Below are 13999 nucleotides of genomic sequence, written 5' to 3' on the forward strand. Positions count from 1 at the left end.
TGACTTTTGGCACGCTGTTGAGTTCTCAAGGAACGGACGCTTCCTTCGTACTCACCCTCTCGGGCTTTCCTCCGGGCGCTTCCCTTCGGTCTTGCTTTCCCGACTCTATCAGACCGTTTCCGTATCCGATTTCCTCGGCGCTTTCCAGGTTCCCGCTTTCGCGTTTCCCTTTCCGGCGGATCCGACTTTATCAGAGATTCTGAGTCGGATTTCCCGCCCCGCTCGGGGACTGGTTCCGGCGCACGAAGCGTCCGGGTTCCCGATCGGGCGGAGCCGTAAACGTACTGGAGCGGGGCGCCCCGATGCAAATCGAGGCGCCCCGCTGCCAGTTGACGCGTCCGTGGCGTCGAGTGTCGGTCAGACCTCCACGACCACCGGCAGGATCATCGGCCTGCGGCGATACGTGTCGGAGACCCACTTGCCCAGCGTGCGGCGGATGAGTTGCTGCAGCTGATGGGGCTCCACCACGCCGTCCTGCGCGGAGCGTTCGAGGACCTCGGTGACCTTCGGGATCACGGCGGTGAAGGCCGAGTCCTCGATTCCCGAGCCGCGGGCCTGGACGTGCGGGCCGCCCGTGATCTTGCCCGTGGACGAGTCCATGACCACGAAGACCGAGATGATGCCCTCGTCGCCGAGGATCTTGCGGTCCTTCAGGGCCGGCTCGCCGACGTCACCGACCGAGAGTCCGTCGACGTAGACGTAGCCCGCCTGGACCTTGCCCGAGATCTTCGCCTTGCCCTCGACGAGGTCGACGACCACGCCGTCCTCGGCGATGACGATGCGGTCGTGCGGGACGCCGGTGAGGGCTCCCAGTTCGGCGTTGGCCCGCAGATGGCGCCATTCGCCGTGCACCGGCATCAGGTTCTTCGGCCGGCAGATGTTGTAGAAGTACAGGAGCTCGCCCGCCGAGGCGTGGCCCGAGACGTGGACCTTGGCGTTGCCCTTGTGGATGACGTTGGCACCCCAGCGGGTCAGGCCGTTGATCACGCGGTAGACCGCGTTCTCGTTGCCCGGGATGAGCGACGAGGCCAGGATGACCGTGTCGCCGTCGACGATCCGGATCTGGTGATCGCGGTTGGCCATCCGGGACAGGGCCGCCATCGGTTCGCCCTGGGAACCCGTGCAGACCAGGACCACCTCGTGGTCGGGGAGGTCGTCGAGCGTCTTGACGTCGACCACGAGGCCCGGCGGGACCTTCAGATAGCCCAGGTCCCGGGCGATGCCCATGTTGCGGACCATCGAGCGGCCGACGAAGGCGACCCGCCGGCCGTACTCGTGGGCCGCGTCCAGGATCTGCTGGATGCGGTGGACGTGGCTGGCGAAGCTCGCCACGATGATCCGCTTGCGGGCGTTCGCGAAGACCTGACGCAGGACGTTGGAGATCTCGCGCTCGGGCGGGACGAAGCCCGGGACCTCGGCGTTGGTCGAGTCGGCGAGGAGCAGGTCGATGCCCTCCTCGCTCAGTCGCGCGAACGCGTGCAGATCCGTGAGGCGGTGGTCCAGCGGGAGCTGGTCCATCTTGAAGTCGCCGGTGTGCACCGCCATGCCGGCCGGTGTGCGGATGGCCACGGCGAGGGCGTCCGGGATCGAGTGGTTGACCGCGATGAACTCGCAGTCGAAGGGGCCGACGCGCTCGCGGTGTCCCTCGGCCACCTCCAGGGTGTAGGGGCGGATGCGGTGCTCCTGGAGCTTCGCCTCGATGAGGGCGAGGGTCAGCTTGGAGCCGATCAGCGGGATGTCGGGCTTCTCGCGGAGCAGGAAGGGGACACCGCCGATGTGGTCCTCGTGGCCGTGCGTGAGGACGATGCCGTCGATGTCGTCGAGACGGTCCCGGATCGACGAGAAGTCCGGGAGGATCAGGTCGATTCCGGGCTGCTCCTCCTCGGGGAACAGAACGCCGCAGTCGACGATCAGAAGACGGCCGCCGTATTCGAAGACCGTCATGTTTCGGCCGATCTCGCCGAGTCCGCCGAGCGGGGTGACCCGCAGGCCGCCTTCGGGGAGCGGCGGCGGCGAGCCGAGTTCAGGATGCGGATGACTCAAAAGACTCTCCTCACCACGCGCGCCACGTACCGGTGGGCACGTGGCGCGCGTGACGTTCGTGCATGAGCAGTTGTCGTTGTGGGGTGCAGGCACCGGTGGCCCGCCTATTCAGTTGTGAAGCCTGTGGTGCCAAGTCTGTTGTCAGAGCTGTACCCCGCCGGCGGCAAGATCGATCTTGAGCTGTGCAATCTCCTCGAGCGTGCACTCGACCATGGGTGCGCGCAGGGGTCCCGCGGGCAGGCCCTGGAGGGCGAGGGCGGCCTTGGTCGTCATGACGCCCTGGGTGCGGAACATGCCCGTGTAGACCGGGAGCAGCTTCTGGTGGATCTCGGTGGCCTTCTGTACGTCGCCCGAGACGAACGCGTCGACCAGGGCGCGCAGGTCGGGCGTGACGACGTGTCCGACGACCGAGACGAAGCCGACGGCGCCCACGGAGAGCAGCGGCAGGTTCAGCATGTCGTCGCCGGAGTACCAGGCGAGGGCGGAGCGTGCGATGGCCCAGCTGGAGCGGCCGAGGTCGCCCTTGGCGTCCTTGTTGGCGACGATGCGCGGGTGCTCGGCGAGCCGGACGAGCGTCTCGGTGTTGATCGGGACGCCGCTGCGGCCGGGGATGTCGTAGAGCATGACCGGCAGCTCGGCGGCGTCGGCGACGGCCGTGAAGTGCCGGTACAGGCCCTCCTGCGGGGGCTTGTTGTAGTACGGCGTGACGACGAGGAGGCCGTGCGCGCCGACCCTCTCGGCGGCCCGGGCCAGCTCGACGCTGTGGTGGGTGTCGTTGGTGCCGACGCCGGCGACCACGTGGGCCCGGTCGCCGACCGCCTCGAGGACCGCCCGTACGAGATCCGTTTTCTCCGCGTCGCTGGTGGTCGGGGACTCACCGGTGGTGCCGTTGATGATCAGGCCGTCGTTGCCTGCGTCCACCAGGTGGGTGGCGAGCCGCTGTGCGCCGTCGAGGTCGAGTGCGCCGTCCGCCGTGAAGGGCGTGACCATGGCGGTGAGGACCCTCCCGAAGGGGGTCTGCGGAGTCGAGGTCGGAGCCATGGGTAACACGCTACTCGCTGCTCCGTGTGCGGTCTGCCCTAGGGGTACGGGATAAGTCAGGACAAATGCGGAGCCCGGTACTGCCTGCTCGGGGGTTCAAGCAGTACCGGGTCCGTTTGATCAGGCTAGATGAACTTCTCCAAATGCCGCAATACGGACACTTCGCCAGACTGACCCGTACGTCTGTGCCCTGTCGGGGGGATGGGATTTGCTACGGCGCCACACGGCCGTTCGCGTTGAAGGCGGCGTACGTGAGGGGCATGAGCCTGGCCCACTCGGCCTCCATCTTCTCGCCGACCATCTCGATCTCGCGCTGCGGGAAGGAGGGGACCTTCGCCAGCTCGTGCTGGGTGCGCAGGCCGAGGAAGTGCATCAGCGAGCGGGCGTTGCACGTGGCGTACATCGAGGAGAACAGGCCCACCGGCAGGACCGCGCGGGCGACCTCGCGGGCGACGCCCTCCGCGAGGAGCTTCTGGTAGGCCGTGTACGCCTGCTCGTAGGTCTCCGCCAGCACGCTTGAGACCGAGGCCTGTTGTGCCGGCGTGCCCTCGACGAAGACGTACTTGCCCGGGCGGCCTTCCTGCACGAGCTTGCGCGACTCGCCGGGGACGTAGAAGACCGGCTCGAGCTCCCGGTAGCGGCCCGACTCCTCGTTGTACGACCAGCCCACGCGGTGCCGCATGAACTCGCGGAAGACGAAGATCGGGGCGCTGATGAAGAAGGTCATCGAGTTGTGCTCGAACGGGCTGCCGTGCCGGTCGCGCATCAGATAGTTGATCAGCCCCTTGGAGCGCTCGGGGTCCTTCTTGAGCTCCTCGAGGGACTGCTCGCCAAGGGTCGAAACGCGGGCAGCGAAGAGGACGTCGGCGTCCGATGCGCTGGATTTCACCAGCTCGACGGTGACATCACTGCGCATGAACGGCTTGGGGGCGTCGCCGGAGGTCACGAGGGTCCTTCCATCACGTCTTGGGTTCGCGCCCACTTTACGGGGAGCCCTCCACCACCGAGGCAGTACCTCAACTCTGTGACTTGTCGGAAATGCGGCACCTTTTGGGGCTCTCGACCGTCTGTGTAAATGACAGTCGTTCGTTCGATCCCCGAAGGGAGACGTAGCGTCCATGTTCCGTCGTCGTGAGCCCGTCCCGTTCGCCTTCGTCGCCGAGGCCGACAGGTTCCGCGGCAATGTCGCTCCACCGCCCCGTGAGCGGGCGTCCTTCGGTCAGATGGCCGCGCGCTCGCTGCTGGGGCTGACCATCCTCGCCGGGCTCGTGGGCGCGCTGGTCCTCGGTATGCCGGCGCTGTCCACCGACACCCACGCACCGGCCCAGCAGTCACAGGCCTCCCAAGGGCGCTGACTCCATCGGCCCCCCAAGGCTGGTGAGCTGGGACACAGCCGGATAACCTCACCGGGCACTGCCTACGTATGGAACGAGTGAGGACCAGCCGTGCCCCTGCCCTTCCTGACGGCCGACCGAGCTTTCGACACAGCCGACGATCTCGCGCTGCCGCACCACGACCGCGACCGCTGGCAGCGGCCCTACCGGCCCGGCCCGTGGCGCGTGGGCGCCGCCGCGCTGTGGCTCCTGCTCGCCTCGTTCGTGCTGTTCGCCGCGGTCATCATCGCGTTCACCGCGTCCGCCGCCGAGGCCGCCGTGGTCTTCGGCATCGCGCTGGCCGTCATCGTGGGTGCGCTGCGGCTGCTTCGTGTGGGCGCGTGGGTGAGTACGCGCGGGCTGCGCCATGTGAGCTTCTTCGGCACCCGTACGACGCCCTGGGACCGGGTCGGCGCCGTGCGGACGGTGCAGCAGCCGGTGCGCTGGCTCGGACTGCCGCGCACGGTGCAGGGTCAGGCGCTGATCCTCGTCCGCAAGGGCCGTACCGAGCAGGACACCTTGATGCTGATGACCACGCACAACGCCGACTTCCTGGCGCGGCACGGGTCGTTCGACCGGGCGGCGGACATGATCGAGGCGTGGGCGGCGGAGAACGGGCGGCACTGACCCGGCGCGCACGACGGTCACGTCGAAGGGGCCGGTCCGCGACAGCGCGGACCGGCCCCTTCGACGTACGAGAAGCCCTACGAGGGGTCAGGCTCCGGCCGGCTTGCCGTCGTGCAGCGCGATGGCCCGCTGCATCGCCTTGCGGGCCCGCGGGGTGTCGCGGGCGTCGTGGTAGGCGACCGCGAGCCGGAACCAGCTGCGCCAGTCGTCGGGGGCCGACTCCGTCTCGGCCTTGCGCTTGGCGAACACCTGGTCGGCCGAGTCACGGTCGATACGGCCGGAGGGTGTGCGCTCGAGCTCGTCGACGGGCAGGCCACCCTCGGCGTCGAGTTCGGCGGCGAGGGCGTTGGCCTTGCGGACGAACTGGGTGTTCTTCCACAGGAACCACAGGCCGATCACCGGCAGGATCAGCACCGCCACGCCGAAGGTGACGGTCAGCAGCGTGCCGGTCTGGATGAGCAGGACGCCGCGGCTGCCGACCAGGACGAAGTAGAAGACCAGGACGGCGGCCGTGATGACGTAGGAGATCTTCGCGCGCATGACGGTCGGTCGCTCAGCCCAGGTCCAGGAAGTGTTCCAGGCCGAAGGTCAGGCCCGGGGTCGTCACCACGCGGCGGGCGCCGAGCAGGATGCCCGGCATGAAGCTGCTGTGGTGCAGGGAGTCGTGGCGGATCGTCAGCGTCTCGCCCTCGCCGCCGAGCAGGACCTCCTGGTGGGCGAGGAGCCCGCGCAGGCGGACGGCGTGCACCGGGACGCCGTCGACGTTCGCGCCGCGCGCGCCGTCCAGGGCCGTCTCGGTGGCGTCCGGCGCGGGCGCCGAACCGGCCTTCCTGCGGGCCTCGGCGATGAGCTGGGCCGTGCGCGTGGCGGTGCCGGAGGGGGCGTCCACCTTCTTCGGGTGGTGCAGCTCGACGACCTCGACGGACTCGAAGTAGGGCGCGGCGATCTGCGCGAACTTCATGGTGAGGACGGCGCCGATGGAGAAGTTGGGCGCGATCAGCACACCGGTCTCCGGGGAGGCGGACAGCCGGTCCCGCAGCTGCGTGAGGCGCTCGTCGGTCCAGCCCGTCGTACCGACGACCGCGTGGATGCCGTGGCCCACGCAGTATTCGAGGTTGGCCATCACCGAGTCGGGGGTGGTCAGCTCGACGACCACCTGCGCGCCGGTCTCCGCGAGCGTCCCCAGCTGGTCGCCCCGGCCGAGGGCGGCCACCAGCTCCATGTCCTCGGCCGCCTCGACGGCCCGTACCGCCTCGGAGCCGATGCGTCCCTTCGCACCGAGGACCGCCACGCGCAGCTTGCTCATGTCTCTTGCTTCCTTACGGGAGTTACCGACGACGGATGTCAGGCGACGGCGTCGTGCAGACGGGACGCCTGCTTGTCCTTGAGCGGGCCGATGACCGACAGGGAGGGCCGCTGTCCCAGGATGTCGCGGGCGACCGCGCGGACGTCGTCCGGGGTGACCGACGCTATCCGGGTCAGCATGTCGTCGACGGACATCTGCTCGCCCCAGCACAGCTCGCTCTTGCCGATACGGTTCATCAGCGCGCCGGTGTCCTCAAGGCCCAGGACCGTGGAGCCCCGGAGCTGGCCGATGGCGCGGCCGATCTCCTCGTCGGTCAGACCGTGCTCGGCGACGTGGTCGAGCTCGTCGCGGCAGATCTTCAGCACGTCGTGGACCTGCGAGGGCCGGCAGCCGGCGTAGACGCCGAACAGGCCGCAGTCGGCGAAGCCGGAGGTGTACGAGTACACGCTGTAGGCCAGGCCGCGCTTCTCGCGGACCTCCTGGAACAGGCGGGAGGACATGCCGCCGCCGAGGGCGGTGTTCAGCACGCCGAGGGCCCAGCGGCGGTCGTCCGTGCGGGCCAGGCCGGGCATGCCGAGGACGACGTGCGCCTGTTCGGTCTTGCGGCCGAGCAGTTCGACGCGGCCCGAGGTGCGGATGGAGCGGCGGCCGTCGCGCGGGGCGATGGGGGTGGCCCCGGCGTCGCCCAGGGCGCCCGCCTTCTCGAAGGCGGCACGGACCTGCCGTACGACCTTGCCGTGGTCGATGTTGCCCGCGGCGGCCACGACCAGGTGGGTCGGGTCGTAGTGCTTCCGGTAGAAGCGGCGGATGCGTTCCGCGGTGAGGGCGTTGACCGTGTCGACGGTGCCGAGGACCGGGCGGCCGAGGGCGTTGTCGCCGAACATCGTGTGCGCGAACAGGTCGTGCACGCAGTCGCCGGGGTCGTCCTCGGTCATGGCGATCTCTTCGAGGATCGCGCCCCGCTCGACGTTGACGTCCTCTTCGAGGATGAGCGAGCCCGTCAGCATGTCGCAGACGACGTCTATGGCGAGCGGCAGGTCGGTGTCGAGCACGCGCGCGTAGTAGCACGTGTACTCCTTCGCCGTGAACGCGTTCATCTCGCCGCCCACCGCGTCGACGGCGGCGGAGATGTCCAGCGCGGACCTGCGACCGGTGCCCTTGAAGAGCAGGTGCTCCAGGTAGTGCGTGGCGCCGTTCAGGGCGGGGGTCTCGTCACGGGAGCCGACGTGCGCCCAGATGCCGAAGGTCGCGGAGCGGACCGAGGGCAGGGTCTCGGTGACGATGCGCAGGCCGCCCGGGAGGGTGGTCTTGCGGACCGTGCCGATGCCGTTCTCGCCCTTGATGAGGGTTTGGGTACGGGCGACGGCCCGCGCCTCCGAAGAGGTGCGGGCCGTCGCCTTGAAGCCACGGGACGTCACTTGTCGCCGTCGTCCTTCTTCTCGTCGCCTTCTTCGCCCTCGATGACCGGGATCAGGGAGAGCTTGCCGCGGGAGTCGATCTCGGCGATCTCGACCTGGACCTTGTGGCCCACACCGAGGACGTCCTCGACGTTCTCCACGCGCTTGCCGCCGGCGAGCTTGCGGATCTGCGAGATGTGCAGCAGACCGTCCTTGCCCGGGAGCAGCGACACGAACGCACCGAAGGTGGTCGTCTTCACGACCGTGCCCAGGTAGCGCTCGCCGACCTCCGGCATGGTCGGGTTGGCGATGCCGTTGATCGTCGTACGGGCGGCCTCGGCGGCCGGGCCGTCGGCGGCACCGATGTAGATGGTGCCGTCGTCCTCGATCGTGATCTCGGCGCCGGTGTCCTCCTGGATCTGGTTGATCATCTTGCCCTTGGGGCCGATGACCTCGCCGATCTTGTCGACCGGGATCTTGACCGTGATGATCCGCGGCGCGTTCGGGGACATCTCGTCCGGCGTGTCGATCGCTTCCATCATCACGTCGAGGATGTGGAGGCGGGCGTCGCGGGCCTGCTTCAGGGCGGCGGCCAGGACGGAGGCCGGGATGCCGTCCAGCTTGGTGTCGAGCTGGAGGGCGGTCACGAACTCCTTGGTGCCGGCGACCTTGAAGTCCATGTCGCCGAAGGCGTCCTCCGCACCGAGGATGTCGGTGAGGGTGACGTAGTGCGTCTCGCCCTCGATCTCCTGGGAGATCAGGCCCATGGCGATACCGGCGACCGGGGCCTTCAGCGGCACACCGGCGTTCAGCAGCGACATGGTGGAGGCGCAGACCGAGCCCATGGACGTCGAGCCGTTGGAGCTCAGCGCCTCGGAGACCTGGCGGATCGCGTACGGGAAGTCCTCGCGCGTCGGCAGGACCGGCACGAGGGCGCGCTCGGCGAGGGCGCCGTGGCCGATCTCGCGGCGCTTCGGGGAGCCGACGCGGCCGGTCTCACCGGTGGAGTACGGCGGGAAGTTGTAGTTGTGCATGTAGCGCTTGCGGGTCACCGGGGAGAGGGTGTCCAGCTGCTGCTCCATGCGGAGCATGTTGAGGGTGGTGACGCCCAGGATCTGGGTCTCGCCACGCTCGAACACCGCGGAACCGTGCACCCGCGGGATGGCCTCGACCTCGGCGGCGAGCGTACGGATGTCCGTGACGCCACGACCGTCGATGCGCTTCTTCTCCTTGATCACGCGCTCGCGGACGAGCTGCTTGGTCAGGGAGCGGTACGCGGCGGAGATCTCCTTCTCGCGGCCCTCGAACTCCGGCAGGAGCTTCTCGGCGGCGAGCGCCTTGACGCGGTCCAGCTCGGCCTCGCGCTCCTGCTTGCCGGCGATGGTCAGCGCGGAGGCGAGCTCCGGCTTGACGGCGGCGGTGAGGGCCTCGAGGACGTCGTCCTGGTAGTCCAGGAAGATCGGGAACTCGCCGACCGGCTTGGCGGCCTTGGCGGCGAGGTCGGACTGCGCCTTACACAGCACCTTGATGAAGGGCTTCGCGGCCTCGAGACCGGCGGCGACGACCTCCTCGGTGGGGGCCTCGGCGCCGCCCTTGACCAGCTGGATGGTCTTGTCGGTGGCCTCGGCCTCGACCATCATGATCGCGACGTCGCCGTCCTCCAGGGTGCGGCCCGCGACGACCATGTCGAAGACGGCGTCCTCGAGCTCGGTGTGCGTCGGGAAGGCCACCCACTGGCCGTTGATCAGCGCGACGCGGACGCCGCCGATCGGGCCGGAGAAGGGCAGACCGGCCAGCTGCGTGGACGCGGAGGCGGCGTTGATCGCCACGACGTCGTACAGGTGGTCGGGGTTGAGGGCCATGATCGTGCAGACGACCTGGATCTCGTTGCGCAGGCCCTTCTTGAAGGACGGGCGCAGCGGGCGGTCGATCAGACGGCAGGTGAGGATGGCGTCCTCGGAGGGACGGCCCTCACGGCGGAAGAAGCTGCCGGGGATCTTGCCGGCGGCGTACATCCGCTCCTCGACGTCCACCGTCAGCGGGAAGAAGTCGAGCTGGTCCTTGGGGTTCTTGGAGGCGGTGGTGGCCGACAGCACCATGGTGTCGTCGTCCAGGTACGCCACGGCGGAGCCGGCGGCCTGCTTGGCCAGGCGGCCCGTCTCGAAGCGGATGGTGCGGGTGCCGAAGGAACCGTTGTCGATGACGGCCTCGGCGTAGTGGGTCTCGTTCTCCACTAGCGTTTTCTCCTCGTCTTCGTCCCTCCTCGCCCGTGTGGCGGGGGGACGGTTGCGGAGAAGCGCTCCTTCTGGTGCGGGCCGGTCTTCGATCGAAGCACCCGGGGCTCGCCCGGGGGCCACTACCGAGGACCGGCGGCGGCGAGGCAGCGCTTCTCCTCGTTGTTTCTCGTGATGCCTGCCCCTGTGGGCACGGCACATCACGCTGTGTCGTACGTATTGCGTTGTGCTTCCACACTACAAAGCGGGAGTGACACTCCGCACGTTTCCATACGTACGGCAAAGGGAGCGGTCCCCACACCCGCGGGAACCGCTCCCTTCACGGCGTCTTACTTGGCGCCCGCCGCACCGCGGCGGATGCCCAGGCGGTCGACCAGCGCACGGAAGCGCTGGATGTCCTTCTTGGCCAGGTACTGCAGCAGGCGACGGCGCTGACCGACCAGGATCAGCAGACCACGGCGGGAGTGGTGGTCGTGCTTGTGGGTCTTGAGGTGCTCGGTCAGGTCCGAGATCCGGCGCGAGAGCATGGCGACCTGGACCTCGGGGGAGCCGGTGTCGCCCTCCTTCTGGCCGAACTCGGTGATGATCTGCTTCTTCGTAGCGGCGTCGAGCGACACTCGTACTCCTCGTGGTCTTCGTGACGGCCTTCGAGTGCCCCCGGTCTTTGTCTCGGGGGAGCTTCCGTAACTCGGGAGGCGGGGATCCGCTGGGCGCGGCCTCCAGAACCTGCAGATCTCTGCGATGGCTCCGGGGGTGCGTACACAAACGGCCGTCAGCCAGGGTACCAGGCAGTCGGGGGCCCTTTTGCCCAGGTCCGCGAAGCCGGAGGAAACCGGGAGAAAGCCGGAAGGCCGCGCGGACGCCCCCACTAGTGTGAGCGCACAGATCGTTCGCGTGCGCCGGGAACGCGCACGCAGGGAAGGGGTCGCTGCGCATGGCGGAGACGGAAGAGCAGATCAAGGCGCGCAAGGCGCGGGAGCGGGACGAGCTGTACGCCCTGGACATCTCCGGCGTGACGTGGCAGAGCGCGCCCGGCACCGAGGAGGACGAGGAGCGGGTCGAGATCGCCTACCTCCCCGACGGCGCCGTGGCCATGCGCTCCTCGCTCGACCCCGGCACCGTGCTGCGCTACACCGAGGCCGAGTGGCGTGCCTTCGTCCTCGGCGCACGGGACGGCGAGTTCGACCTGGAGTCCGCGCCGCACAGCGGGGGCCGGGCGGCCGACGCGTAGTTCCGGTGCGCGACGGGGTGGGGCCCCGTCCCGTCGCGCACCGCACAGCCCCTCGTCGCTCGCCTACTTCGCCGCGTTGCTCTCGATGCCGAGGACGAGGTACACCCACCTGGGCCGGCCCTTGGCGGGGCCGTCGACCTTCTTGACGCCGAAGAAGAGGCGCCCGTCCTCGACGAGGATGTCGTTGTACTCCGTCATCGTCATCAGCTCGGCCTCCTGCGGCAGTTCGTAGTAGAAGTACGGCGTCTCCCTGCCCGTCCGCGGGTCCAGGGCGACCAGCGCCGAGGGCGTGATGTGGTCGTCGGTCTGACGCAGGGCGAGGAGCCGCCCTCCGCTCATCCGCACGGGGTACAGCAGCGAGCCGGTGCCCGAGTCGAACTTCTTGGTGGTGTTCCCGGTCGCCAGGTCGAAGCCGATGATCCAGTTGGAGTTGGCCTTGTCGCCCGACTCCTTGCTGCGCAGGAAGACCTGGCCGTCGCCGACCGCGATGGTCGGGCAGTCGTCGATGGCGAGGTAGTCGTCGTAGGAGCACTCGCCCACGTAGGTGCCGCTCTGGAGGCGGATCGTGGCGCGGTTCCTGCCCCTGTCGTCGAGCGAGAGCATCTCCGAGATGCCGATCTGGCCGGCCTGGACGGCGAGGACGGCCGGTTTCGCGGACGGGATGTCGAGGTCCCGGATGCCCTTCGCGGCGGAGTAGGTCCACAGGACCCTGCCCGTCCTCGGGTCCATCTTGCGCGCCTTGTAGGTCACGGCGTCCGTCGAGTCGGCGGGGGCGTTGTCGTGCCAGCACTCCTGGCGGACGAGCAGCGCGCCGCCGCCCGCGGCGCCCATGTCCTGGCAGGGACCGGCCGACGTCGTGCGCCACAGCCGCCGGCCGGTGTCCATGCTGTAGCCGTCGGTGCCGCCGCCCCAGGTGACGGCGACCGTGCCGTGCGCCAGGGTCACGCTCGGGGTGTCCTGGTCGTCGCCGCCCGTCGCGAGGCCCTGCGCGTCTCCGTACTTGGAGTAGGGGAAGTCGGTCTCCCAGATCTCGCGGCCGTCGTCGAGGTCGAAGAAGGCGACGTGGTTGCAGTAGGCGCCGCCCCGGTCGTTGGCGCGGAAGAGGACGGCGGTGCGGTTCTCGCCCGTCACATGGCGGGTGTAGCCGCATATCGGGCCGTCGAGGGGGAGCTTCCACCTCTCGTCGCCCGGGGAGGCGTCGGTGCCGATGGACAGGCCGATGACGGTCTTGTTGATGCCCTTGGCGAGGATCTTGTCCGTGGCCCACATGCCGGGCATCTCGTAGTGCTCGCCCGGGCTCATGTCGTCCACCGAAAAGCGGAAGGCCATCTTTCCGGTGGTGCTCGCGGGCCGCCGCTCGACGGTCTCCCGAACGTCCAGCCGCCCCTGGCCGGTGGCGACCGGCCGGTCCGTCTTCGTACCGCCGTCACCGCCCCACAGGAGCCACCCGCCCGTGCCCAGCGCTGCGACGAGGACGGCCGCGAGCGGCAGCAGCAGCCACTTCCGGCGGCGCCTCTTCTCCTGCGTCCCCGCGTTGAGGGCGGACTGGGTGTACATCGAGGGGGGCGGGCCGAAGCTCACGCTGGGGTCCTTTTTCTGTGAAGCGGTCACGGAGGTTTTTGCGAAGTGGTCACGGAAGCGGCTCCCTATTTTGCCGGGCGGCGTGATCTCGTACGCGGGCGGGTGAGGTCCGCGGGCGTCAGGAGCCTTGTGCGGTACGGCAGTTCGAGGGATCGCGGGCGACCGCTTTCCTTCACGTCGTGTGCGCGGAGTTCACGAACAACGCCCGATTTGTTCACCAATACGTGGGCTGCGTAGGCCACTTCTGCGCTGGTTGTGACACAGCGGTCAGTCGCTCATGGGTGGGCGGGCCTGCCTGGATGAGGCTTCTGGTGATTAGGCTGGGAGAGTGCGCGTCGCCGGAGCCATGGACCAGGCGGCGGCGGCTCAGGGGGAAAGCCGGTGGAATCGGACGACCTCAGAACGACACAGGACGACAAGCAAGGGTCGCCCCAGCACGGCATGAGGGTGCTCGAGCACACCAGGAGGAATTGTGAGCAGCGATCGGGACGGGATCCGCGGGGGCTGGGCCACACCCGGCGATGACCAGCCCGACGCGGAGTCCGCCGTCGAGACGACGGGCGAGTTCACCATCGACTACGCGCCGCCCGCTTGGTACACGCAGAACGCGTCCGAGGGCGCGGGCGGTGGCGGTGGCGATGGCGATGCGTCCGAGGGCACGGCGTCCGGGAGTACGGCGTCCGGGGGTACGGCGTCGGCGTCGGGTGGTACGCCCGGTGACGGCGCGGGACGGCCCGGAGCCGCGTCAGGGGCTCCGTCCGCGCCGGGGTCTCCCTCCGACTTCTCGCTCTCCTCGCTGCCGGGGCTGACTCCGCCGGCTCACTCGTTGCCGAAGCCGGCCGCGTCCGACGGTCCGGCTCCGGCGGCGCCGGCTCCCGGAGCGCCGTTCACGCCGCCTCCGCCGGCACCTGCGCCCGGGACTCCCTTCACGCCTCCCGCCGCGGCACCCGCGCCGGGGGCGCCTTTTACGCCGCCTGCGCCTGCGCCTGGCGCGCCGTTCACACCTCCTGCGCCGTCGGCGCCGCCCGCTCCCCCTACGCCACCCACGCCACCCACGCGGCCGAGCGGTGGGCCGGGGGCGGTGCCCAGGCTTCCGGTGGGGAGCGGGTTCGAGCCTCAGCGGGAGGCTGCCCCTACCGCGGAATCCGCTGGCTCCGCCCCCGGGG

General features: G+C 69.3%; 12 protein-coding genes and 1 pseudogene. 4 read left to right on the top strand and 9 right to left on the bottom strand.

From position 1 onward, the window contains the following. Positions 1-357: 357 nt before the first annotated feature. The 3 genes from ACIBN2_RS42715 to thyX form a co-directional block, all read right to left on the bottom strand. Complete coding sequence (locus ACIBN2_RS42715) at positions 358-2043, bottom strand: ribonuclease J (protein WP_399143042.1); 1686 nt, start codon at positions 2041-2043, stop codon at positions 358-360. Positions 2044-2184: 141 nt separating this feature from the next. Next, positions 2185-3084 carry a 4-hydroxy-tetrahydrodipicolinate synthase gene (gene dapA / locus ACIBN2_RS42720; RefSeq protein WP_399143044.1) on the bottom strand — a complete coding sequence of 300 codons (900 nt, stop codon included), beginning with the start codon at positions 3082-3084 and terminating at the stop codon, positions 2185-2187. Between the two features lie 211 nt (positions 3085-3295). Next, positions 3296-4000 (bottom strand): FAD-dependent thymidylate synthase, encoded by a 705-nt coding sequence (gene thyX, locus ACIBN2_RS42725; protein WP_399143218.1) that lies wholly within the window; start codon positions 3998-4000, stop codon positions 3296-3298. Between the two features lie 202 nt (positions 4001-4202). Here thyX and ACIBN2_RS42730 point away from each other — a divergent pair, with 202 nt between their 5' ends. Both ACIBN2_RS42730 and ACIBN2_RS42735 read left to right on the top strand, forming a co-directional pair. Continuing rightward, positions 4203-4439: a hypothetical protein gene (locus tag ACIBN2_RS42730; RefSeq protein ID WP_399143046.1), complete on the top strand. Its 237-nt coding sequence runs from the start codon at positions 4203-4205 to the stop codon at positions 4437-4439. A 90-nt stretch (positions 4440-4529) separates the two neighbouring features. Beyond that, positions 4530-5084, top strand: a complete 555-nt coding sequence (locus tag ACIBN2_RS42735; protein WP_399143047.1) for a hypothetical protein — start codon at positions 4530-4532, stop codon at positions 5082-5084. A gap of 87 nt (positions 5085-5171) precedes the next feature. Here ACIBN2_RS42735 and ACIBN2_RS42740 read toward each other — a convergent pair whose 3' ends face one another. The 5 genes from ACIBN2_RS42740 to rpsO form a co-directional block, all read right to left on the bottom strand. Further along, on the bottom strand, positions 5172-5624 hold the full coding sequence (locus tag ACIBN2_RS42740) for a hypothetical protein (protein ID WP_399143049.1): 453 nt from the start codon (positions 5622-5624) through the stop codon (positions 5172-5174). A gap of 13 nt (positions 5625-5637) precedes the next feature. After that, positions 5638-6390 carry a 4-hydroxy-tetrahydrodipicolinate reductase gene (gene dapB, locus ACIBN2_RS42745; RefSeq protein WP_399143050.1) on the bottom strand — a complete coding sequence of 251 codons (753 nt, stop codon included), beginning with the start codon at positions 6388-6390 and terminating at the stop codon, positions 5638-5640. A 38-nt stretch (positions 6391-6428) separates the two neighbouring features. After that, positions 6429-7808, bottom strand: coding sequence for a M16 family metallopeptidase (locus ACIBN2_RS42750; RefSeq protein ID WP_399143052.1), 1380 nt, complete (start codon positions 7806-7808; stop codon positions 6429-6431). Beyond that, positions 7805-10021, bottom strand: a complete 2217-nt coding sequence (locus ACIBN2_RS42755; RefSeq protein WP_399143054.1) for a polyribonucleotide nucleotidyltransferase — start codon at positions 10019-10021, stop codon at positions 7805-7807. Before ACIBN2_RS42755 ends, ACIBN2_RS42750 begins: the two co-directional genes overlap by 4 nt. Positions 10022-10350: 329 nt before the next feature. After that, a complete protein-coding gene (rpsO, locus tag ACIBN2_RS42760; protein ID WP_030945091.1) occupies positions 10351-10638 on the bottom strand; it encodes a 30S ribosomal protein S15 in 288 nt (95 codons plus the stop codon). 317 nt (positions 10639-10955) lie between these two features. Here rpsO and ACIBN2_RS42765 point away from each other — a divergent pair, with 317 nt between their 5' ends. Beyond that, the gene (locus ACIBN2_RS42765; protein ID WP_399143056.1) at positions 10956-11252 is read left to right on the top strand and encodes a DUF397 domain-containing protein; all 297 of its coding nucleotides are present in this window, start codon (positions 10956-10958) and stop codon (positions 11250-11252) included. Positions 11253-11315: 63 nt separating this feature from the next. Here ACIBN2_RS42765 and ACIBN2_RS42770 read toward each other — a convergent pair whose 3' ends face one another. Then, the gene (locus tag ACIBN2_RS42770) at positions 11316-12833 is read right to left on the bottom strand and encodes a PQQ-binding-like beta-propeller repeat protein (protein WP_399143058.1); all 1518 of its coding nucleotides are present in this window, start codon (positions 12831-12833) and stop codon (positions 11316-11318) included. A 472-nt stretch (positions 12834-13305) separates the two neighbouring features. On the opposite strand from ACIBN2_RS42770, the pseudogene ACIBN2_RS42775 reads away from it, so the two are divergent. Then, a pseudogene (locus ACIBN2_RS42775) lies at positions 13306-13434 on the top strand (SCO5717 family growth-regulating ATPase); the annotation flags it as partial. Between the last annotated feature and the right edge of the window lie 565 nt (positions 13435-13999).

Origin of the sequence: Streptomyces sp. NPDC050534 (genome assembly GCF_044457745.1) — a bacterium.
In the GTDB taxonomy this organism is placed as follows: Bacteria; Actinomycetota; Actinomycetes; order Streptomycetales; family Streptomycetaceae; genus Streptomyces.